General features: G+C 36.9%; 26 protein-coding genes and 1 pseudogene. 8 read left to right on the top strand and 19 right to left on the bottom strand.

Annotated elements, in window-relative coordinates; all coding sequences use genetic code 11:
- Positions 1–98: 98 nt before the first annotated feature.
- Complete coding sequence (locus BKO01S_RS23890) at positions 99–275, bottom strand: DUF2187 family protein (RefSeq protein ID WP_084362025.1); 177 nt, start codon at positions 273–275, stop codon at positions 99–101.
- Positions 276–493: 218 nt separating this feature from the next.
- On the opposite strand from BKO01S_RS23890, the gene BKO01S_RS09135 reads away from it, so the two are divergent.
- On the top strand, positions 494–1,186 hold the full coding sequence (locus BKO01S_RS09135) for a hypothetical protein (RefSeq protein WP_066052148.1): 693 nt from the start codon (positions 494–496) through the stop codon (positions 1,184–1,186).
- Positions 1,187–1,702: 516 nt separating this feature from the next.
- Here the strand turns inward: BKO01S_RS09135 and BKO01S_RS09125 are convergent.
- The 6 genes from BKO01S_RS09125 to BKO01S_RS09100 all read right to left on the bottom strand — a co-directional run bounded on the left by BKO01S_RS09125 (position 1,703) and on the right by BKO01S_RS09100 (position 8,294).
- On the bottom strand, positions 1,703–2,830 hold the full coding sequence (locus BKO01S_RS09125; protein ID WP_066052142.1) for an NtaA/DmoA family FMN-dependent monooxygenase: 1,128 nt from the start codon (positions 2,828–2,830) through the stop codon (positions 1,703–1,705).
- 42 nt (positions 2,831–2,872) lie between these two features.
- Complete coding sequence (locus tag BKO01S_RS09120) at positions 2,873–3,910, bottom strand: LLM class flavin-dependent oxidoreductase (RefSeq protein ID WP_066052139.1); 1,038 nt, start codon at positions 3,908–3,910, stop codon at positions 2,873–2,875.
- 164 nt (positions 3,911–4,074) lie between these two features.
- Positions 4,075–5,511, bottom strand: coding sequence for an MDR family MFS transporter (locus BKO01S_RS09115; RefSeq protein WP_066052136.1), 1,437 nt, complete (start codon positions 5,509–5,511; stop codon positions 4,075–4,077).
- Positions 5,512–5,548: 37 nt separating this feature from the next.
- Positions 5,549–6,289 carry an oxygen-insensitive NADPH nitroreductase gene (gene nfsA / locus BKO01S_RS09110; protein ID WP_066052133.1) on the bottom strand — a complete coding sequence of 247 codons (741 nt, stop codon included), beginning with the start codon at positions 6,287–6,289 and terminating at the stop codon, positions 5,549–5,551.
- 17 nt (positions 6,290–6,306) lie between these two features.
- On the bottom strand, positions 6,307–7,650 hold the full coding sequence (locus BKO01S_RS09105; protein WP_066052129.1) for an NtaA/DmoA family FMN-dependent monooxygenase: 1,344 nt from the start codon (positions 7,648–7,650) through the stop codon (positions 6,307–6,309).
- 218 nt (positions 7,651–7,868) lie between these two features.
- Entirely contained in the window at positions 7,869–8,294 is a 426-nt protein-coding gene (locus tag BKO01S_RS09100; protein ID WP_066052126.1) for a MarR family winged helix-turn-helix transcriptional regulator, read from the bottom strand.
- A gap of 350 nt (positions 8,295–8,644) precedes the next feature.
- On the opposite strand from BKO01S_RS09100, the gene BKO01S_RS09095 reads away from it, so the two are divergent.
- Positions 8,645–9,004, top strand: a complete 360-nt coding sequence (locus tag BKO01S_RS09095; RefSeq protein ID WP_066052121.1) for a winged helix-turn-helix transcriptional regulator — start codon at positions 8,645–8,647, stop codon at positions 9,002–9,004.
- Positions 9,005–9,312: 308 nt separating this feature from the next.
- On the opposite strand, the gene BKO01S_RS09090 is transcribed toward BKO01S_RS09095, so the two are convergent.
- A complete protein-coding gene (locus BKO01S_RS09090) occupies positions 9,313–9,615 on the bottom strand; it encodes a YunC family protein (protein WP_066052118.1) in 303 nt (100 codons plus the stop codon).
- A 137-nt stretch (positions 9,616–9,752) separates the two neighbouring features.
- Here BKO01S_RS09090 and BKO01S_RS25265 point away from each other — a divergent pair, with 137 nt between their 5' ends.
- On the top strand, positions 9,753–9,893 hold the full coding sequence (locus BKO01S_RS25265) for a hypothetical protein (protein WP_157077343.1): 141 nt from the start codon (positions 9,753–9,755) through the stop codon (positions 9,891–9,893).
- Positions 9,894–10,154: 261 nt separating this feature from the next.
- Here the strand turns inward: BKO01S_RS25265 and BKO01S_RS09085 are convergent, their stop codons facing one another.
- From BKO01S_RS09085 to BKO01S_RS09060, 7 genes and pseudogenes are all read right to left on the bottom strand, one after another.
- Positions 10,155–10,691, bottom strand: a complete 537-nt coding sequence (locus tag BKO01S_RS09085) for a GNAT family N-acetyltransferase (RefSeq protein WP_066052115.1) — start codon at positions 10,689–10,691, stop codon at positions 10,155–10,157.
- A gap of 135 nt (positions 10,692–10,826) precedes the next feature.
- On the bottom strand, positions 10,827–11,390 hold the full coding sequence (locus tag BKO01S_RS09080) for a GNAT family N-acetyltransferase (RefSeq protein WP_066052112.1): 564 nt from the start codon (positions 11,388–11,390) through the stop codon (positions 10,827–10,829).
- Between the two features lie 116 nt (positions 11,391–11,506).
- Entirely contained in the window at positions 11,507–11,653 is a 147-nt protein-coding gene (locus BKO01S_RS24625) for a hypothetical protein (protein WP_175490437.1), read from the bottom strand.
- A 314-nt stretch (positions 11,654–11,967) separates the two neighbouring features.
- Positions 11,968–13,170: an MDR family MFS transporter gene (locus BKO01S_RS09075; RefSeq protein WP_232311210.1), complete on the bottom strand. Its 1,203-nt coding sequence runs from the start codon at positions 13,168–13,170 to the stop codon at positions 11,968–11,970.
- 439 nt (positions 13,171–13,609) lie between these two features.
- Positions 13,610–13,963 (bottom strand): annotated as a pseudogene (locus BKO01S_RS09070) (cupin).
- A gap of 138 nt (positions 13,964–14,101) precedes the next feature.
- Positions 14,102–14,485 carry a VOC family protein gene (locus tag BKO01S_RS09065; protein ID WP_066052106.1) on the bottom strand — a complete coding sequence of 128 codons (384 nt, stop codon included), beginning with the start codon at positions 14,483–14,485 and terminating at the stop codon, positions 14,102–14,104.
- A gap of 156 nt (positions 14,486–14,641) precedes the next feature.
- Positions 14,642–15,361 (bottom strand): nucleotidyltransferase domain-containing protein, encoded by a 720-nt coding sequence (locus BKO01S_RS09060; RefSeq protein ID WP_066052751.1) that lies wholly within the window; start codon positions 15,359–15,361, stop codon positions 14,642–14,644.
- Between the two features lie 225 nt (positions 15,362–15,586).
- Here BKO01S_RS09060 and BKO01S_RS09055 point away from each other — a divergent pair, with 225 nt between their 5' ends.
- Together BKO01S_RS09055 and BKO01S_RS09050 are read left to right on the top strand one after the other, a co-directional pair.
- Complete coding sequence (locus tag BKO01S_RS09055) at positions 15,587–15,823, top strand: hypothetical protein (RefSeq protein ID WP_066052103.1); 237 nt, start codon at positions 15,587–15,589, stop codon at positions 15,821–15,823.
- Positions 15,824–15,920: 97 nt separating this feature from the next.
- Positions 15,921–16,319: a DUF3888 domain-containing protein gene (locus BKO01S_RS09050; protein WP_066052100.1), complete on the top strand. Its 399-nt coding sequence runs from the start codon at positions 15,921–15,923 to the stop codon at positions 16,317–16,319.
- Between the two features lie 182 nt (positions 16,320–16,501).
- Here BKO01S_RS09050 and BKO01S_RS24830 read toward each other — a convergent pair whose 3' ends face one another.
- Together BKO01S_RS24830 and BKO01S_RS24825 are read right to left on the bottom strand one after the other, a co-directional pair.
- Entirely contained in the window at positions 16,502–16,903 is a 402-nt protein-coding gene (locus BKO01S_RS24830; RefSeq protein WP_066052099.1) for a hypothetical protein, read from the bottom strand.
- Entirely contained in the window at positions 16,900–17,100 is a 201-nt protein-coding gene (locus BKO01S_RS24825) for a hypothetical protein (RefSeq protein ID WP_066052096.1), read from the bottom strand. The genes BKO01S_RS24830 and BKO01S_RS24825 overlap by 4 nt, the downstream gene beginning before the upstream one ends.
- Before the next feature lie 67 nt (positions 17,101–17,167).
- Here BKO01S_RS24825 and BKO01S_RS24335 point away from each other — a divergent pair, with 67 nt between their 5' ends.
- From BKO01S_RS24335 to BKO01S_RS09030, 3 genes are all read left to right on the top strand, one after another.
- Complete coding sequence (locus BKO01S_RS24335; RefSeq protein ID WP_439951038.1) at positions 17,168–17,245, top strand: helix-turn-helix domain-containing protein; 78 nt, start codon at positions 17,168–17,170, stop codon at positions 17,243–17,245.
- A 62-nt stretch (positions 17,246–17,307) separates the two neighbouring features.
- The gene (locus tag BKO01S_RS09035; protein WP_066052093.1) at positions 17,308–18,270 is read left to right on the top strand and encodes a helix-turn-helix transcriptional regulator; all 963 of its coding nucleotides are present in this window, start codon (positions 17,308–17,310) and stop codon (positions 18,268–18,270) included.
- A gap of 75 nt (positions 18,271–18,345) precedes the next feature.
- Positions 18,346–18,978: a type 1 glutamine amidotransferase family protein gene (locus BKO01S_RS09030; protein WP_066052091.1), complete on the top strand. Its 633-nt coding sequence runs from the start codon at positions 18,346–18,348 to the stop codon at positions 18,976–18,978.
- A gap of 780 nt (positions 18,979–19,758) precedes the next feature.
- Here BKO01S_RS09030 and BKO01S_RS09020 read toward each other — a convergent pair.
- Entirely contained in the window at positions 19,759–19,959 is a 201-nt protein-coding gene (locus BKO01S_RS09020) for a hypothetical protein (RefSeq protein WP_066052088.1), read from the bottom strand.
- A 148-nt stretch (positions 19,960–20,107) separates the two neighbouring features.
- Positions 20,108–20,317, bottom strand: coding sequence for a DUF6366 family protein (locus BKO01S_RS09015; RefSeq protein ID WP_066052086.1), 210 nt, complete (start codon positions 20,315–20,317; stop codon positions 20,108–20,110).
- Between the last annotated feature and the right edge of the window lie 90 nt (positions 20,318–20,407).

The raw sequence follows: 20,407 nt of genomic DNA, 5'->3' as shown, positions 1-20,407 counted from the left end.
AAACTAAAAGGACATAACATATTTTTTTTGGCTATATGTTATGTCCTTTCTTCTTTAATTATGACCACCGTTACTTTGAGTCTATTTTCCCACAAAGCTTAGTTAGTAATTTTATAATTTTTATGATTGACTATGGTTATAAGTGGTTGGTTTTTTTCTTTATTGTACCCGTACTCAACAATAACAGAATTTTCTCTAACAACCGTAACATTTCCTTTATAGTTTTGCCCTTCACGCTTAAACAATATATTGTCCCCGATTTTAGCAGTTGCCATTTTATCACCCCGATCTTATTATCTTCAGCAAGGATAAAAAAATGCAGGAACAATTAAAATACAAACTGGAATTATTGCGAAAAAAAAGAAGGCTACCACAGCAACCCTTTATTAAACAATAGCCCCCGTTAGCTTAATAAGGAAAACACTTTCGTATATATTTCAGGATTTTTCAAAAAATAATAATAAATAAATTATGAAGAGAGTGAAATCATTATATGGAACAAGAAGAAAAATGGAAAACCACTGCTATCTCAATGGCAAGCGATATAAAGGTACAAACTTTTGGCGGAGCGGAAAAGATAACTCAAACTGTTGAAGATATGGAAAAGGTTCAAACGATTATTAATGATTGGAATGCTATGTCAAAGAAATCGGCAAATCTTACAATTGAACAATATGGTCCTCCGAATGAAGCGATTCCAAGTCGATTAATCTGGTATAACAATGGACCGTGGAAACGGACTATTGTCTATCGTGATGAAATCCCACATGATTTTCCACAACCCCATACCGATGTTATCGAGCAAGTTATTAATTATAAGGTCCCCCAAGATATGTTTAATGAGCTTGCGAAATTTGATGGTAGTATAATCGTTGAAAAAACAAGGGGCGAGGTATCTTCCCGCTGTGATATGGAGGCTGCTAATTTTACTGCCATTAATGTAATGCACGATATTTGTACAGGAAAGTTAAATGCCGAAAAAGGACGCGAGCTTCTCTGTGAGGTTATGTCTACTCATATGATGAATAGACCAGCACCTTATGCTGAGAAACTTCAGTTCGATGTGTCAAAAGAAGCAAAATATGATACAGACGTTGTGATGATTGCTAACGAAATGGTGGAACAAGCCGTAGAAAAAGTAAACGATATAGTCGATGATAATATGGGTAATGGTAGGCTTCATTAAAAATATAGAAATTCTTAAAGGACTGTCTGGAAAGACAGTTCATTTTTAAGTATTTGCCACGTTTGTTCAATAAGAAAAGGCGAATACCTTTATTCAGCAATCGCCCCCGTTACTTTAAGTGAAATCATTCACAAAGGTTAGTACAAATAAAATGTTGGTTTGAATGCGTAGTAGGGTTGTACTATGCAATAACTGTTGTTTTTTCGTCGTTCATATTTAACATTAACACTTCAAAAATATCATATACCCATTATCCTATATTACGATTCATAAAGTACCAGCGATCACCTCTATTATGAAGGTTCCCTTTTTTCTTCAAGGTTCTTAATTGTTTAAATATAGAACCTTGGGAATTTGTTTCTTCCGTTACTAATAAATTGTTTGTTTTTGAATCCAAACATGAAACAATCTTCTTTGCGCTTATTCCTGGGTGCTCTTTTATACAGGTGAGGATAATGTCCTCCATTTTCATTGGTCACATCTCTCCTCTGTTTAATCAAAGTATAATCTTCATAATCAGATAGAATATCTATTCTCTGGATAAGGTAAACCTAAATTCCCACGTAAGGTGTTTGATTCATATTCTTTACGGAAAATTCCTCTTTCTTGTAAGATAGGAACAACTAAATCAATAAAGTCATCAAATCCTGAAGGATGCTCCTGTCTTATCAGCAATAGATCCATCGCCCCTGCCTCGTACCAGTGTTGAATTTGATCTGCTACTTTTTCTGCCGAACCAAAAAATTTTGGCTTTGGTATACGGTAAATCGGCAACAGCGCTTGCAGTTCCTGGAATTTTTCCTCTGCTTCTTTTTCTGTCCGTCCTACAATAGGGTTTTGGGTAGGCATGATTAAAAAGTCATTAGGTGAACGACCTTCTAATTTCACCCTTCTCTTTAGTTCCTGACTGAATGCTTTCGCATACTCAAAATCTTCCCCATTAACCAATGAACCCTCGGCATGCTTCGAAGCAATATTCATGAAATCCGGAGAAGTGCCGGCTTGAAAAATAACCGGTCTCCCTTGTCTGGAACGGCTAATATTTAACGGACCATCCACTGAAAAATAGTTTCCTCTATAATTTAGAGCATGCATTTTTTGTGGATCCAAGAACACTCCGCTTTTTTTATCTCGTATAAATGCATCATCCTCATAGGAGTCCCAAAGACCTTCCACAATCTCTAAAAATTCTTCATTCATTGGATACAAGTCTGCTTTAGAAAGATGAGTGCGACTATAATTCGCTAGTCCTCCTGGATTCGAAGTGATGGCATTCCATCCTGCCCGACCATTACTGATTTTATCAAGAGAAGCCATTTGACGGGCAACAGTGAATGGATCCGCATAGGAAGTTGCAATTGTGGCAGTAAGCCCAATAGAATGAGTCACCATGCTTAAGGCAGACAGAATACTTACACCTTCAAACATACTGAGATAATGAGGAATCATCCCTGGTCCAATATGGCTGACGTCAGCTAAAAAGATCATGTCAAACTTTCCTTCTTCTAACCTTTTAGCTTTTTGTACATAGTAATCAATGCTCTCACTGGCATTAGCGGGCATATCAGGGTGACGCCACCCCATATAATTCCAGCCTAATCCATCTATAATTCCACCAATTTTAAGTTGTTTTTTCTCTGTCATTATAACACCTTCTTTTCGTTCTATTCGTTCTATTCTTGTTAGCTAGTTAGATTTAAGATCAAACGCTTCTGCTAGTAGTTGGTGTCCTTTTAGTCGGCTTTCTTGGCTAGGATAAAAATCAGCAATCATCATTTCATCTACTAAAGCTTCTTTTGCCAATTGCTTTAATTTTTCAGCAACATTGGCTGCACTTCCAATAACAAAACGTTCTTTATTATATTCTCGTGCTGCCTCTTCCTGTAGTGTATAAACATGCTTGCTGGCTTCCTCTAGTGATGGAAATGTAAGATCGCGCGAACCTGTTTCCATTCTTGCCCACATTAATTCCACTGGACCTGCCAAATAGTTTGCCTCTTCCTCTGTTTCTGCAGTAATAACTCCAATTGCTAACATGCTTTTTGGCTCATTCATATATATAGAGGGCTTGAAATTTTCACGATAGAAACGAAGCATTGGAATAGCTAACCTAGGTGCTAAGTGGGCTGCAAACACAAAACCCAGTCCTTTATCTATAGCGAACTGTACACCGCCCTGACTGGAACCTAACATATACATATCGGGTACTAATGATCCATTTCCTGGAACGATTATCTTCTTGAAAGGATGATGAGCTTGGAAATTTCGTGAAAAAAACGAGAGTAATTGATTTAATTGTTCTGGAAAGTCATTTGAAGTAACTGCCTCTTGTGAACGTTGTAAGGCTAATGCAGTTAAACCATCTGTTCCCGATGCTCTTCCTATTCCAAGGTCTATCCTACCAGGATAGAGGGCTTCAAGTAATGTGAAGTTTTCCACCACTTTCAGAGGACTATGGTTAGGTAACATAATCCCTCCTGAACCTACACGTATATTTTTGGTATGTGAAGCTGCGTGTAGACTTAACAAATCGGGAGATGTACTGATTTGGCTAGGAGTATTATGATGTTCCGTGAACCAGTATCTCTTATAACCTAATCTCTCAGCTAGTTGTACCACTTCCGTTGAATTTTTTAAACTTTGAATAGGGTTACTGCCAGGATGTACATGTACAAAATCTAAGATGGATAACTGTAGATCATTATAAAGTTCATTGTTGACCATTTACTAAAACTCCTTTTTCTTCATTAGAAGAATAACTATTTATATAAGACTTTTTTCTCTTATATATATCGGGTGTATAACAAGTAAACACCAGATAAGATAAATAGACAGGGTCAACTTATATATTTTTATCCACTAAGTGACCCTGTTTTTTTATAAAAACATTAATGTGGTAAATTCATCAACTTGTGGTTGACTACGACGCGGCGGATGAAGAACGCTATGACCAAACCAATCAGTGCTATAATCATTGTGAACAAGAACACGTTTTGTGATCCAGCCGTTATCGCGTTTGCTATTTCCGTCTGTTTAGCCGGAGCGGAGGAATTGTGCAAGTATTTCTCCATACCGCCCGAAAGGATACTGATTGCAACCGCTGTTCCAATCGCACCTACAACCTGCTGCAGGGTGTTCATGACTGCCGTGCCGTGCGGGTATAGCTCCGGCGGCAATTGATTTAGCCCGTTCGTTTGAGCAGGCATCCATATCATGCCTACCCCAACCATGAGCCCGATATGCAAAGCCACGATAAAGGCCACTGAAGAAGCAGGAGACAGGGTAGTAAAGAACCATAACATGACTGAAACGATCACGAGTCCGGGAATAACGAGCCATATCGGCCCATATTTATCGAACAAGCGCCCCATACGCGGGGAGAGGATACCGTTCAGCGCGCTGCCAGGCAACAGCATGAGTCCCGCAGTGAACACAGACAATCCTGCACCCGTCTGCAGAAACATCGGCAGGATAATCATGCTCGACATCATGATCAACATACACGACATTACCAGAAGCAGCCCAACGACGTACATTGGATACTTGAAAACACTCAGGTTCATCATCGGATCGCGCATAACGTTCTGCCGCAGTATGAACAGCATCAGCGCGATGAGCCCAACAATGATTGAAGTGACTACAACCGCACTGCCCCAGCCTTCAGATCCTTCGCCAGCCTTACTGAAGCCGAAGACAACTCCTCCAAAGCCGATCGTTGACAATGCGACGGACAGCAGATCGATCCGGGGCTTCGTGACCTCGGTGACATTTTCCAAATACTTCAGCCCTACCAACAACCCAATAACCAGGAACGGCAGCGAGAACCAGAAGATATAATGCCATGTTAAATACTCGATTAATAGACCGCCTATGGTCGGGCCGGTTGCTGGCGCAAACATGATAACAAGTCCGACGAATCCCATCGCCGCCCCCCGCTTTTCCGGCGGATATATGACAAGAATCGTATTGAACATGAGCGGCAGTAATAATCCCATGCCTGCCGCCTGTAAAACTCTAGCGACCATCAACATTTCAAAATTGAACGCGAGCGCCGCAATGAGTGTACCCATGATTAAACTTATGAGCGAGCCTGTGAACAGCTGTCTCGTTGTAAACCTCTGCAGTAGCAATCCGCTCATCGGCATTAAAATGCCAAGAGTCAGCAAGAATCCGGTTGTTAACCACTGTGCAGTTGCAGCCGTAATTTGGAACACTTCCATTAAATTAGTCATGGCTATGTTTAGTGCGGTCTCGCTAAACATACCAACAAAACCACAGATAAGTAGAGATGCCATAATGGCACGCGTATTGTATTGATTCTTCATTTTATCTCCTCGTAAATCAATTTTAGTTAATATCAGATTATTTTTTAGCAAAACCTTGTTTGTTTAAATACTCAAGCATGAAAGGCAGTCTGCTTCTTTCAAGATGATTCTCAATATGATCTGTCCACCCCTTTACTTTCTTTACTGTGAAAGGCGCTCTAACAGGACGATTACGGTAATACTCACGCATCTGTTGGTCATAAGTTGCTAATTTTTCTCCATCTAGTGGTTGATACTGATTATCAAACATGACCATCGATTGGGGTAAACGTGGTTTTAGTCCAGGCTTCTCTCCAGCAGGATGTCCTATGCATAGCCCTACTAAAGGAATCACATACTTTGGTAAATTTAATACCTCGGTTAATTCTGTAATATTAGCTCTTACTCCACCGATATAGACACCACCGAGTCCCATTGATTCTGCTGCAGTTAAAGCATTTTGAGCCATTAGCCCAGCATCGAATGTACCTATTAAAAGGTATTCAATATAGTCCAGGTCTACCTTGTGTGCAATTTCATGATTTCTGTTAAAATCTGCACAAAAAATCCAAAACTCTGCTGCTTCTTCAATATAAGGTTGATTGACAGAGAGTTGCATCACTTTTTTTCGTAGTTCTGGATCTGTAATTCTAATGATAGAAACCACTTGTAGTAGACTGAATGATGAAGTTTGATTAGCTGCCTTAAAGATTGCATCTCGTTGTTCCTCTGTTAATGGTTGATTTGTAAAAGAACGAATGGATGTATGATTATGAAGCAATTCAAGGGTATTATTCATTTGAATCCTCTCCTCTATTAATTATTGTTATCTTTCAGCATTCCGTATTGGTAAGGAACTCCCATATTCTCGCGCAGTGTTTTTCCTTCATATTCCCTGTGGAACAAACCGCGGTCCTGCAAAATTGGGACAACCAGTTCCACAAAATCAGCAACTCCATCATAGGCTATATCCGGAACAACCGAGAAACCGTCACATGCACCGGCCAAAAACCATTTTTCCAAGAAGTCGGCAACCTGTACAGGGGTCCCTGCCACTACTGGATGATAGTTAATGACACCATGAGCAAGAACGTCTCGAATAGATAGCCCTTGTCTCAGCTTCTGTAAAGCTATGTGAGAGCGTGGATCCATTGGGTTGGCATATGCCTGTTTCAACATGTTAGCTGATAAAGGTTGATCAATATCTACTGAGTGCACCGATAGTGGCAAACCAACCATGGAACCAAGGTATCTTACCCTACTTGGAATCTCCTCAGGGTTAAAACTCATAAGCTGTCTTCGTCGTTCCAAAGCTTCTCCTTCAGTTGATGCCAGGGAAAACATAAAACCTGCATACATCTTAATGTCATCAGGATTTCGGCCAAAACGGGCAGCACTTTGTCGAACCGCTTGCCTGTGTTCACAAGCAGATTCGATATCATAAGGATTTGCATAGACACCAGAAGCGTATCTTCCAGCCAATTCCAATCCTAATTCCCCTCCGCCTGCTTGGAAAATAACTGGCTGACCTTGCTCAGAAGGTGGGATTGGCAAAGGACCACGAGACGCATAATACTGCCCTTGAAGATTGATAGGCTGAATTTTGTCCATGTCGGCAAATTTTCCGCCTTCTACATCTAATGTCCAAGCATCTTCTTCCCAACTTCCCCATAATGCTTGGACAATTTGTATGGATTCATGAGCCATTTCATAACGTTCTTTGCGACTCGCAACCTGAGCACCAAAATTTGCTGCCGCTAATGGATTTGAAGTAGTGACAGCATTCCACCCTACACGTCCATGACTTATAACATCCAGTGCTTTGAACTGACGTGCTATGTTATATGGATAATTGAATGTCGTTGATAGTGTTGCTACAAGCCCAATATGTTTCGTTTCTCTGGCAACAGCCATTAGAGCTAACATAGGATCCATAGGGAACATAGGAGTCTGAGGGCCTAAGTCATTGTATAATCCAGGGGTATCGGCGATGAAGATCATTTGAAATTTTCCTTGTTCAGCTAATTTAGCCCCCTCCACATAACTATCCGTATTTGTGTAGGCTGCTGGGTCTGTCCCAGGCATTCTCCAAGCGCTGAATTCAGCTCCATATCCAGAAACCATTTGTAGTGCTAGTTGCATCTGTTTTCTTTTTTCCATGTATTTTTTCTCCTTTATTTTTAATAGGCCCCAAGTAAGCAAAAACCTGAAGTAATATTCCCATCATATTTCGAAAAATCGAAGAAATTGAAATACTATTTAGCTTGCTAATTAATTAACTGTGATTACCTGCAATGATATACATATACAAGAAGCATATAATACTTAGGTTGCTAAATAAATAGATGTGTTTAGTATGCTAAATAAATAGAGAAACCTTATTCTAAGTTTCTCTCCATTCGCTTCATAAGATCCCTCAGTATTAAGCGTTCCTCCGGTAAAATTGAATGGAGTAGTTTTTCTCGCTGTTGTTTCCATATGGACTCAACCGGTTTCTCTAATTCTTTGCCTTTGTCCGTTAGATAAATTCGCATAACCCTTGCATCTTGTTTATCACGTTGACGGTATATAAATCCGTTTTGCTCCAATGATTTAACCATATTTGTGACCGTAGGCGGTTCACATTTTAAATGTTCACATAGTTGCATTTGTGTTACCCCATCGCCTAGCCACAAACGAGAGAGTAAATTATCTTGGCCCACGTAAAGATTAAGTTCCCTAAGACTTTCATTATAATCTCGACGCATTTGAAATGAAATTTTATCTAACGACTGACGAATATCGCAATCAACCTTATGGTTCATACATAAACCTCCGCTAGTCATAATATATATATTTAGTAGGCTAACTATATCATAGTGAGATTTAGGTGTAAATTATCTTAATGGACCTACTCAGATTTATATCGGCAAAATTCATCTAGATCGAAGGTGAAAATTATTGGATCCAACAATAAAATAGAACCCTTGATCCACATCAATTGTTTCAAACTGAAATGTACAGATTCTGTTTATTACACTCGTACCCTATCGACTTGTTTGAGTAATTTTATTACATACACTAGAATAAAACCAATTCTCATTTTCTTAAAGAGGGCAATAAAAATTGACCTAGTACATTTTTTTGTACTTAACCGTAGAAAGCAGGTGAAAAGGTGTCTAGAATATGTAAGGATGGCTTTGACAAAGAGTATATAAAGGATCAGAGAGAAGTATATGGTATTGCTTATACCCAAAACATACTTTCCGGACGTTGGAAATACCTCATTCTTTGGTTTTTAAAGTCCAAAGAGCGTCGTTATAGTGAAATCAAAGCTTTTTTAGGGGATATTTCACAAGGTTCTCTTACAAAGCAACTTCGAGAACTAGAAACAGATGGTTTAATTAATCGCAAGATATATCCAGAGGTTCCTCCTCGCGTTGAATATTCACTGAGCTCAAAAGGGGAAGAATTCATCCCTATTATTGATTTGATGGAAGAATTCGGGAAGAAATTTGGTGAGCAAGTAGACTAATCAAAGTAAGTAACGAATGTTACCCAAATATTCAAAAACCAAATCTAAGGTTGAAAGTCAGTTTGGATGAACTGTAAGGGCTTCGCTACTACCCATTTTTATGACATACAAATGAGCAAGTTCTTCTTATGGAGCTTGCCAAAATATAATAGGATTGCCTCACACCTAGCATGTTAGGCTAAGTGTGAGGCAATCCTTTTTTGAACATTACTTGGATTTGATGTTCGATCTTTAAATAAGAAAGATTAGGGAGAAAAAATACCCCTCTCAGTAATTAATTATTTGCGCTTAAGCAAGCTTGTAAACGGTTAAATCATTTTAAGCAATGCATCTTTACCTATTATTCCTTTGTTTATTCCTAATTTTTCTGCTTCATATGTTACAGATTCTAATGGCGCGTTTAAGAGTTGATCAATCGTTTTAACCCCAACTGCTCGTGCTGCAATTATTTTTCGATCGGCAAGTTTTGCATTTAATAATTTCACATCTAAAGCCCCGCACATAATATACCCCTTATTATTGGATACAGACAACAGAGTGGTTTTAGGAAGTTTAACAGTAACCGCCAAAAAGGTATGCCCACCTACATCAATTGGAGAAAGCTCAATCAAGTTTCCACGCTCCTTAACCGTGTTGAATATTTGTGTTACATATACAGAATAAAATCATTTCTCATCTATTGGAAGAGAGCAATAAAAATTGGTGTAGTACATTTTTTTGTACTTAATAGCAAAAAGCAGGTGAATAGATGGCTATGATGACAATTCGATACCGCACATCTGAAGAAGCACTCTCCGCAGGATCAACCATACAGCCTACCCCTACTCGGTCGACCACTGCAAACTTTGTGGCTTCCGAAACAAACTGGGTGATAATTCCGGCAATCTAGGGAACGGGAGGATAGTTTACCAGTTTACCGGCCCCCACTGGTCGCGAGCTGTATAGATGTCCGAGTAGTGAAATATTGTAAATAGTTTAATCGAATTCTTGTTTAACATTGTGAAAGAATTCACTTAAACTAAACTGCTTCTATTCTACAAGAAGCAATTTCAACATAAGCCCCAATTCTTTAAGTGTAGCCCTTCACAGAATAATTTTAGAATAAGAAAAAGAGGTGCTGCCGCTACCTCCTTGGTTCATTAAATAATAACTAAACATTTTTGTTTTTCAACCATTCATTCTCTAAAATACTCATTTCCCATAAACTCCAGTATTGTTCACCATTTTTTCTTGAATCTCGAAGTAAACCCTCTTTTACAAATCCTGCTTTTTCGTAACAAGCGATGGCAGAATCATTAAAGTCAAATACTCCTAGACTAACTCTATGTAGTTGGAGTTCATCGAAAGCGATTTTTAGGATTTCCTTAATCATTTGCTGACCTATTCCTTTGCCTCTTGTGTTTTTATTACCTACTAATACTTTTCCAACTCTTGCAGACTTGTTCTTTCTATCAATTTTACCCAAAGAGATATGACCAATAGTTTCATTAGTTTCATTATCAATTACTTTATAAACCATTGTTTCTGCGTATTCATTATTAGCATTCTCAATATACTTTTCTAATTGAGCATCATTCAAGGGATAATCAAACCCTGGGCCTCCCCATTGAAGTAAGAATGCAGGGGAATCAATCCAATTGATAAGTTGTTTGAAATCAGAACGCTCAAAATACTTTAGCTTTACCATAAATATTCCCCCTATAATTGTCCTTCCACTTTATCGCTTTATAAAACTAAAGTTAAACCTAATATATCCTTGTTCTTCAACAACACTGCTTTGTTTCTACTAGAAGGGAAAAGATCGCCGTAGCAATCCTTACTTTTAACTCTTGTCCCCATTGGCTGAAGAACGTTCTCTATTATATTTAAGTAATGAATACACATATGTATCATATGCCTCTCCATTTTGATACATATAATCCCTTAGCACACCTTCTTTTAGAAATCCCATTTTGGTTAACAACTTATTAGAAGCTTCATTATCAGTAAAGACAACTGCACCTATTCTAGTTAGACCGAATTCATTAAATCCGTGTTCAATTACTTTAGATATGGCTTCAAAGGTGTATCCCTTTCTCCAATGATTAGGATGTATCTCATAACCTATCTCTGCTCGCTTATGCTTTGTGGACCAAGCGTTAAACCCAATAGTACCAATTAATCCCTGAGTTCCTTTTAGTTCTATTCCCCAACGAATCCCTCTATTCTCCTTAAAACTATTAGCAAAGAAGTCAACAAATGCTTCTGCTTGTTCTATATTTTCTAACGTATCTTGCCCGTAATAACGTGTTACTTTTACATTAGAAAAACAAGCAAATATCCCCTCTGCATCCTCCTTTGATATTTCTCTTAGTACCAATCTTTCTGTCTCTAATGTAGGAAACATTTATCCCTCTTCCTCTTCTTATTATCCCTTTATAGCAACAACTCTTCTTCAATTATCCTGCACCGTTTGTTAAACAAGAAATAGGCGATCTCCCTATCGCCTACACTTAAATATAATCATTGAAACATACCGAATAGCCAAACAATCATATACATTGGAACTCCAACCATAATCATCCCTGCAACTAGATAACATAAGGATCTAATAATAAATTTAAAAAGGTCGTAAATAGCTTCTGCAAGATCATTAACAAACCTCACCACTACAACCCCTCCTGCAACTTATAGTTGTTAGCTCAATTTTAACATTTTTTTCCTTAAAATGAACAGATTCAGGTACATTAATTCAGTTCCTTCTTAAAGAATACTGCTTTGTTGTTCGAATAAGCAAAAGGGCCGCCGTAGCAGCCTCTGTTGATCCATTCCTAAGAAGGTTAGCAATTTCCTTGTTATCATACCTGTAGCGTAAGCGTAATACTATGCCGTTTTTCTTTCATTATCTTCCGCTTAAAGTGTTTGCTCTGCTGCATTTTATCAGCAATTCAATAAAAATGGTTACGTTACATTTTAATAAAATTCTATACCATGGTTGCTTTCCCGCTTGTTTCAATGACCTGATGATTCTGTTTTGTCCTCTTGTCCAAAGCAGGAAGAATCAAATAAAGTGTAGCGACTCCTGTAAGTCCAATCCCCGATATAAAAATCGTCGTCCCGATGCTTGATAGGAACACACTAACTGTAACAGTTATCGAGCAGACCAGCATTGCAATATTATATGACATGCTCGACACAGCCATATATGAACTCCTTGCGTTTTCTGGAGGCAATTCAGCCATGTATTGCTGTTGAACGGGAACGCGCATTACTTCAGCTATTGTTGCAATGACCATGGCAATTAACAGAACCCAAACATTGTTGGAATAGGATATAAAAGCATACCCGATAACAAACACAAGACAGCTGGCAAGCAGGACAGATTGATCCTTGAACCGTTTCACGAATTTCGCTGCGAATAAGGCCATTACAACGACGAGGATCGTATTTTCTGTTCTCAAAAAGCCAAGCATTTCAATCCCGCCAAATGACCAGCCGAACATTTCGGTGATGGGCATCTCTTTTGCCAAGCGGATTGAAATATAGTTGGTCAGCTGAAATTCCATCGAGAGGACCAAAATCCCTGCCAATACATACAGAATAAACAGTTTGTCAGTGAGAACCTGCCTGTAGCCGGATACCATTGTTCTACCATGCGAAGCCAATGATTTTCTATGTTGATCCACAGGAAAATAGGTTTCTTCAATAAAGAAATTGATCATTGCCCATGTAAATAATGCTGCGATAGACAAGGCAACGAGCAGCTCAAAGAGGTATTCCTTGAACAAGTACCCTCCTATCAGTCCGCCTAGAGCTATGGATAAATTGTTGGCCCAATAAATGATGGTGAACACTTCCTTACGTTCTGCAGGCTTACTGACATCAATAAGCATTGCCTGGACGGCGGGCCCGGCAAGCCCCCAACAAATACTGTTTACGCTCATCATCAAGAATGTCAATTCAGGCGATGTAAACCATGGTGAATTGCTGAGCATCATAAAACTAAACGCAATAAACCGCATAAGCTCTGCGGTAACCATCACCTTTTTCCGACCAAACGCATCCGAAAAGTACCCGCCAAAAAAGTTGATCGCTAATCCGATTCCAACGTTGACCAGCAGGAGAATTCCAGCTGTCTTGGTCCCAAAATGATGAGATAGGTAGATTGCTGCGAATGGGAAAATCATCCCTCCTATCAATGAACTCAGGAATGATTCAGCAATCCTAATTTTGATATTACGGTGAAACTTCCGAAAACTCACTTTCCTTTCCCCCTTACAAAACAACCTCTGTCCACCCCCAGGATACAGAGGTTCTAAATAATCATTTACCGCATGTTCTTTTTTCTTTATAAACGAATAATAATAGATTCCGATTATACCATTTATTTCCTACAGTGCATAGAGAGCTGAAAAAGCTATAGCTGAATAACAAAAAAGGATCGCCGTAGCAATCCCCATCTGAACTCTAGCCCCCATTTTTTAAGTGTATAAGTTCACAATCACTAGCTTAGATCCATCCTCATTTTCCATTCATTACAGGAATGCTGCCTCTATTGTTGAAGAAAAACATACGCAGTAGAGGTATATCTTTAACCTTTAGCAACCTTTTCAAGCACAACTTATATTACTTAAAGGGCATAAAAGATGCCGGATTTAATTCTTCACTTTCAATGACAATAGCAGTTAATCCTTTGTCTGTTTTGGTTTCGTGCCACTCATCTTTCTCCCAGAAAACAGCATCACCCGACTGAACTTTATAATATACTTCCTTTTCCCCTCGAACATATCCTTCACCATTCATAATTAAAAGAAGTTGAGGTTATACTGCTTGGTGGTAACCTATAACACCATTTTCTTCAAGGTACATACACCCTATATGAGCAGCATTTTCAGTATTTAAAATACGAGACATAGTAAAATTTGAATTGAATTTATTAATCTTTTTTCCACTAGGTTTATTGAATTTATAAAACTCCATTATGTACCTCCACAAATAAATTTATCTAGTCACGCCATATTTCGTCTTACCTTTATTAATCTTTGTTTCAATAGAAAAAGATCGCTGCAGCGATCCCTTTCTTTAACTCTAGCTCCTATAATTTTAGTAGATTTACCTTCAACCTACTTTAATCCCAAAAGCAATCCATCTTCCGTCTATATCTTCAATAACAAATTCATTATTATTATAATCGGTATTATCTAATGAACGGACTATCTTCACATTACAATTGATCAGCTCTTCTTGAAGTTCCTCTTGATTTTTTGTAATAAAGTAAGCATCGTACCCATAACCATATAAGTCTCTATTCGGAATTACTTTCTGTCCATTAGTTTTAGTTAAGATAATCTCTGTATTATCACGATATAAACAAATATGAGGTTCAATCGTATTAAGGTAATGAACAGCCTTAAACCCCATTTTTTGTTCATAGAAATTGGCGGTTTTTATTATATCATGAGTTGGAAATATACAGTGAGATTCTATTAAAAGGTTCTTCATTTACCTTCTCCTTATAGAAAATTGTTCCCTATCAAGTTCTATAAGAGCTTTATAAAATCCTTCTTTCACAACACAAGACTGCCCTTTTCTACATAAGAACTTCAACATTAAAACGCACTAAACCTTCTTGGACTAATGCCCCGTTTGTTGAAGTAATTAACTTTTGCCCAAGGAAAAACCCTCAAACAGCACGCCGCCATATGGCTTCAAGACTTCTTCAACCAATTGTATAACTCTTCCTTTTTTACCAGTCTTATAAAATGTATCAAATGCTTCGACAAAACGAGTTGTAAAGTCCTTGTCAAATTCTATTAATGATCGAACTATCCACTTTGAGGCACCTATCCATTTGCCGTTACTTCTTAATACAAATTCACTCATTAAATCAGCTAGTGTACTTGCTATAAAAATATCTTCTGCTCGATTAGAACTACCTTTAAAATCAGCCAGAGCATCCGAGATAAAATAACGCTTTGTATTAATCGTTTCCAGAGACCATAATTCTGGACCCATAATTAATAACTCATTAGCCTCTTTTTTAATTGAATCTATAATACCAACATCCTTCAGGACGATCCCTTCCGAAACCATTCTAGGTAGTGATGGTCTCGCTCTATCACAATCCATCTCAAAATATTCCTTATATGAGGTTAGGTTATGTACAAATACCTCTATAGCCCAATCAAATATTATTAACGACTCTCTGTATGAACTATTAAGATTTCTATCGAATATAACAATATCAAGGTCAGATGTTTCCGTATGCTCTCCCCGTACAACACTCCCAGCTAATATAGCTCCCTGACAATAAGGAAAACGTTCATTGATAAACTGTTTTGCTGCTTCTATTGGCTCTAACTTTTTTAAATTCCCCATTGGTTTCACCTCTATTAAAACAAACTCACTCATCATAATAGTTCTAGATTGAAGGAAGAATCCCCTTTAATATGAAAATCCTTATTCAATAAAACTGCTTCTTTTGTTCAACAAGACATTCTTTAACACTTTTGAATCTTACTATCCAGTAATAATTTATATATTATTTAAACTAACCAATTACCCTACGTGGTACAATTTTCCAAAACAAAAGGAGACTTTTAAATGGCAGCTACACTTGGCACTATTCTTCCGCTTTTACTATCCCTAGCCCCTATTGTGTTTGTTATTTGGTTTCTAATTAAGATTATTAAGCTACAAGAGGAAAGAATATTATACTTAAATCTATTTCAGATAAGCTTGATAAACAAAACAAAAAGACGGGGAAACCCGTCTTTTTTTTACGCCACAACAGTTGGTATTAAACAATTACTTCTTCCACAAAACTGCTTCTTTTATTAAATAGAGAAAATACATCCCCCTACTAGAAAAACACGTTGGTTTAATTAGAATTTCTTTATTTGTATATAATAAGAGCAGCGTTGAATGGAGGAATTCTATGAAGAAAACCCTATTTATATTAATTACCGTCTTTAGTTTTTTCTGTTCTTCTCCTGCTCAAGCCGAAACCCTAACTAAAAGAGATGAAATACAGTTGCGTGATGATTTAATTTTCATTATGCTTTATCCTTCAATTCAACAGGAATTGAAGAAGCAATATGGCGAAATAAAACAAAATTACTGCGGTAAAATAACACAAATTAAGAAGCTGCCAATAGGCAGTTATTTATATAATGTCATCGTACAGGTAACAACATTTGAAGGTGCACATAGCCCCCCGAATGATTTAGTGACGATCACTTTTAGTAACGAAAAAACCATAGAGTGGCAGGCTATTGATTTTCAAAGAAGAAGGTTAAAACCGAACGAAGTAACCGAATGCAGGAACCCTTTGTAAAAAGGGTTCTTTTTTCTTTGGATATTTCTTCATCTAAATGCCTCTTTAGAAACATAACAAAGGACCGCTACAGCAATCCACACTAAATTTTGTACCTGTTAATTTGAACAACTCATAATTTAGCTGGTTGAAATTCAATTGATTTTGCTTGAAACATTTTGTCTCGATATTCATAGACAATACTATCTCACCAATATAGCTGCTGGAGTGATTTGACCTGGGAGTATTGCAATTAGTTGATTATCTCTTAACTCATAATCAATAATACTGCCAAAACTTATCTCATCGCCAAGTTTAGGTTTGAAAGTTATCGGTGTTATATCAACTGTATATACTTTGTCATTAATTCGGACTTCGGCCTTTTCGGTTTTTAACTTAGTTTTGACGTTTTTATGGATAATTGCCAAAGGATTATCAATAAGTAAGTCAATCAATCCATTTGTATTTTTATAAACATAAACTTCTTCTATTAAGGCACCTGTACCATAACCTTTCGTCAAGATTATGATTAACTCTCTCTTCTCATCTTTGTTTATGTCTTCGTAAAATATTTGTGGGGCGAAGGAAGGATTAGTAACGTTCATCCAAAAAGGTCTTGAGAACCTCGTCCCCTTAAAGTCAATTTTGAAGTCATAATACAAGCTTCCAATCTCTTGGCATAGATCGTTATATTCTCTTTATCAGACTTTGCTATCACAGTATAGTCTGAAGTTTGTGCTCCTGCATTATTAGAGGCAATTACAAAAATCATAGCTATTAATAAAATGATAGACCTTATCATTTGAACACCTCATTTTAGTGTTCCCAACCTTGTTTTACTATTCAACAAAGAGGGGCATTGATCCTTCTTGGTAAATCAAATTTGTAAAATTACAAGTATGTCTAGGGCCTCATTATATAGAAAGCTATCAGAAAGGAACAGTTGACGGGTTATACTAAAAATCGGAAAATATAGTAAAAAATAAATTCCATATAGAGGTGGAATTATATGCCTAAAATTGACAATATACTAGCAATTCTATGGATGCTTAGTTCAGGTGAAAAAATTACTGCAAAACAAATTTCAGAAAAGTTAGAGATGAATATAAGGACTGTGTATCGTTATATTGATACACTTTCAACAAGTGGCGTACCTATAATTTCAGAACCAGGACATAACGGTGGATACACTTTATTGAACAGTTTTATTGAAGCTCCTCTTTTTTTTGATTTTGAAGAGCAAACCTCACTTTATCATGCTGCTGTATTTGCAGAAGAAGCCGGATATTATGGTGGTGAAGCACTAAATAGAGCTATTTCAAAGCTAAGCAAATATTCAAATCAAGAGCAGGAAACAAAGATAAACCAACATTTAACCAGTCTTGAAGTAATAAGTCGATTAAGTTCCCTTTCCATGGAACCATTTTTGAGGGAGTTGGAGAAGGCCGTAGCTGACGGATACACTGTAAAAATTCAATACCATAAAAGTGGCGAAGAGAAATCAAAGTATAGATTGGTTGATCCGTACAGAATTATTTATTGGAATAATAAGTGGTATGTGATTGGATTTTGTCATCTTAGGAATGATATCCGAAGTTTTAGAGTAGATCGAATTGAAAGTCTAATGCTAATCGAAAATAAGTTTAACCGGCCAGAAAACTTTTCAGCACGTGACTTTTTTATGAAAAACCTCCTTCCAACTATAGAAGATAAGGAAGGGATTATTTCTTTAGTTATTAATGGAAATACAAGGGAGTTGGATGATATTTGCCAACATTGGTTTTTAGGACATTATTTACAAGAACGGACTTCAAATCAAGCAGTATTTCTTCTTGAAAAAGATATGATACATACATATGTACCTTATTTACTTTTACCGTACGGTAAATCTATTCAAGTTATTGAGCCAATAAGTCTTAAGAAAAGACTTGTTGAAGTTCTGTCGGAATTAATAAAATTTTATCAAGTATGATAACTTCCCTGACGTTAGCTGTCAGGGAAGTTATTTTATAATAGGCTATATCAATTGTGATTGGAGTGTTATTGGATGCAAACAAAAAAAGTTTATCTTTATGTATTTAATACAATGTCAGACTGGGAATATGGACATTTAATTGCTGAACTAAACTCAGGAAGATATTTCAAAAAGGATTTAGCACCTTTAAAAGTAATTTCAGTGGGAGCTAATAAAGGACTTATTACTACCATGGGAGGACTGAGCATAAAACCAGATATTTCCCTTGATGAATGTACTCTTGAGAGTAAAGATCTTTTAATTTTACCAGGAGGGACTACTTGGAGAGAAGATATTCATCAACCTATCTTGGAAAGAATTGGCCAAGCTTTAAAGCTTGGCACTATTGTTGCTGCGATTTGTGGTGCAACTGAGGGCCTCGCGAATATGGGATACCTAGATTCTAGAAAGCATACAAGTAATAACTTAGAGTATATTAATATGGTATGTCCTAATTATAAAGGAGAAAAGTTTTATGAGTTGGGACCTGCGGTATCTGATGCGAATTTAGTTACTGCATCAGGAGTAGCTCCTTTGGAATTTGCGATGGAAGTACTGAAAAAAATAGATGTATTTACACCAGATACATTACATTCATGGTATAACCTAAATAAGACTCATAAACCTGAATACTTCTTCCAGTTAATGAATTCAATAAATAAATGAAGTAACTGAAAAGCTCAATTTCTCTATTTTGATTTGCAGAGAAGTTGGGCTTTTTAATTTGGAATTTCCTTATCGTTGTAAATCCGCATTTTCCTGACGCTACCCCTAGCTTAAGACATAGTTTCACAAACTTCAAACTCATTTTCAATTATTACAGAAATGCTGCCCCGTTAGTAGAATAACTTCTACAAAAAATGGCATTAACCCTTCTTGGATCAACGCCGCGTTACCATAGTGAAAATATCTATAGTTTCATTAGTTATTTATTAAAACACTAAGATATGATTTACTGTCGGAATAGGATTCATTAAAAATTAGATCACTCGAAATCACATATGTTCCAAATAAATCCCCTTTTTTAATTTCAAAGTAACATGTCTTTGGCATAATTGGACTTGTTCTCTTCTTTACATTATCTCTAATGATTTCTATCCACTTAATATTATGGTGGGCTTTGCCTTCCTGGTTCACTTTCGTTGCCCAAATTGTTTTATCACTTTTAATTATGACGAAAATATCCTTTTTGTGAATTTCATTAGGATTTATATGTGCCATAATAGGATCGGCGTAAACGGCAGTAAAACCACCAGTATTCTACTTTTTGTTGGCTTATGAATTCCTTAATCATACGAATCCCCCTAAAACTGAAAAAATGTATTTTTTCATACTTTCAACCACTACTAAATGATTACTTATTTTACGAATTTTTCTTATAAAAGGTTTCAGTTTTGTATGAGCCTTCTTCAACAAAACTGCCTCTTTTGTTCAACAGGTCTATGTTTAAGTTTTATTTGTTTTTTCGTTTAAAAGCTTTATTATCTCTTCGTTTTGCTTAACAATGTTTTTTAGACTTTGGTTTATTTCTTGAGTAGATTCAGTTATCTTTTTTGAATCTTTAGCTAGGAAAGGTAAGTAGTATATTATAAATACAATTACACCTAAAACTATTAAAGCTGGAAGAGCACCTAAAATGAATTCCATATTCTTCATCTCCTTGGATTAAGGTATTCAACAAAAAGAGCTTTACTCCCTGCTAGGAGATAAAACTCTCTCAGAAATTTATCTTCAATAAAACTGCACCTTTGGTCGAAAAAGGAAAAAGCGACCTCCCTATTGAAGAATCGCCCTTTTAATTTATGATGAGTGAAGCAATAATGAAGCCAATTATGATTACAAGAATGATAACCCCTGTAGCTTTCCAACCTAAGCTCCCAACATCTGGAGCTCCACTGTTTACCCTATTAAAAGTGTCATTCATATTTCCCATTGGATTACTTTTTAATTCTTGTTGTTTTAATCTCTCTCGTTTTTGTTCGGGAGTTTCTTTGTTACCCTGCATTTTAACCCCTCCGTTTTACCAGCCCAATTCTACCTCTTATTTTAACAAAAATTTCTCTAAGTTACTTTACCAGGCAAAATTCTTATTCCA

Source organism: Robertmurraya korlensis NBRC 107688, from assembly GCF_001591645.1.
Lineage (GTDB): Bacteria > Bacillota > Bacilli > Bacillales > Cytobacillaceae > Robertmurraya_A.
This window is presented reverse-complemented; position numbering and strand designations above follow the sequence as displayed.

Bases quoted from the DNA above. Each gene is read 5' to 3' on its own strand.
- BKO01S_RS23890 (WP_084362025.1), bottom strand. From the start codon at position 275: ATGGCAACTGCTAAAATCGGGGACAATATATTGTTTAAGCGTGAAGGG.
- BKO01S_RS09135 (WP_066052148.1), top strand. From the start codon at position 494: ATGGAACAAGAAGAAAAATGGAAAACCACTGCTATCTCAATGGCAAGC.
- BKO01S_RS09125 (WP_066052142.1), bottom strand. From the start codon at position 2,830: ATGACAGAGAAAAAACAACTTAAAATTGGTGGAATTATAGATGGATTA.
- BKO01S_RS09120 (WP_066052139.1), bottom strand. From the start codon at position 3,910: ATGGTCAACAATGAACTTTATAATGATCTACAGTTATCCATCTTAGAT.
- BKO01S_RS09115 (WP_066052136.1), bottom strand. From the start codon at position 5,511: ATGAAGAATCAATACAATACGCGTGCCATTATGGCATCTCTACTTATC.
- nfsA (WP_066052133.1), bottom strand. From the start codon at position 6,289: ATGAATAATACCCTTGAATTGCTTCATAATCATACATCCATTCGTTCT.
- BKO01S_RS09105 (WP_066052129.1), bottom strand. From the start codon at position 7,650: ATGGAAAAAAGAAAACAGATGCAACTAGCACTACAAATGGTTTCTGGA.
- BKO01S_RS09100 (WP_066052126.1), bottom strand. From the start codon at position 8,294: ATGAACCATAAGGTTGATTGCGATATTCGTCAGTCGTTAGATAAAATT.
- BKO01S_RS25265 (WP_157077343.1), top strand. From the start codon at position 9,753: ATGGCTATGATGACAATTCGATACCGCACATCTGAAGAAGCACTCTCC.
- BKO01S_RS09085 (WP_066052115.1), bottom strand. From the start codon at position 10,691: ATGGTAAAGCTAAAGTATTTTGAGCGTTCTGATTTCAAACAACTTATC.
- BKO01S_RS09080 (WP_066052112.1), bottom strand. From the start codon at position 11,390: ATGTTTCCTACATTAGAGACAGAAAGATTGGTACTAAGAGAAATATCA.
- BKO01S_RS09075 (WP_232311210.1), bottom strand. From the start codon at position 13,170: ATGATTTTCCCATTCGCAGCAATCTACCTATCTCATCATTTTGGGACC.
- BKO01S_RS09065 (WP_066052106.1), bottom strand. From the start codon at position 14,485: ATGAAGAACCTTTTAATAGAATCTCACTGTATATTTCCAACTCATGAT.
- BKO01S_RS09060 (WP_066052751.1), bottom strand. From the start codon at position 15,361: ATGGGGAATTTAAAAAAGTTAGAGCCAATAGAAGCAGCAAAACAGTTT.
- BKO01S_RS09055 (WP_066052103.1), top strand. From the start codon at position 15,587: ATGGCAGCTACACTTGGCACTATTCTTCCGCTTTTACTATCCCTAGCC.
- BKO01S_RS09050 (WP_066052100.1), top strand. From the start codon at position 15,921: ATGAAGAAAACCCTATTTATATTAATTACCGTCTTTAGTTTTTTCTGT.
- BKO01S_RS24830 (WP_066052099.1), bottom strand. From the start codon at position 16,903: ATGAACGTTACTAATCCTTCCTTCGCCCCACAAATATTTTACGAAGAC.
- BKO01S_RS24825 (WP_066052096.1), bottom strand. From the start codon at position 17,100: ATGATAAGGTCTATCATTTTATTAATAGCTATGATTTTTGTAATTGCC.
- BKO01S_RS09035 (WP_066052093.1), top strand. From the start codon at position 17,308: ATGCCTAAAATTGACAATATACTAGCAATTCTATGGATGCTTAGTTCA.
- BKO01S_RS09030 (WP_066052091.1), top strand. From the start codon at position 18,346: ATGCAAACAAAAAAAGTTTATCTTTATGTATTTAATACAATGTCAGAC.
- BKO01S_RS09020 (WP_066052088.1), bottom strand. From the start codon at position 19,959: ATGGAATTCATTTTAGGTGCTCTTCCAGCTTTAATAGTTTTAGGTGTA.
- BKO01S_RS09015 (WP_066052086.1), bottom strand. From the start codon at position 20,317: ATGCAGGGTAACAAAGAAACTCCCGAACAAAAACGAGAGAGATTAAAA.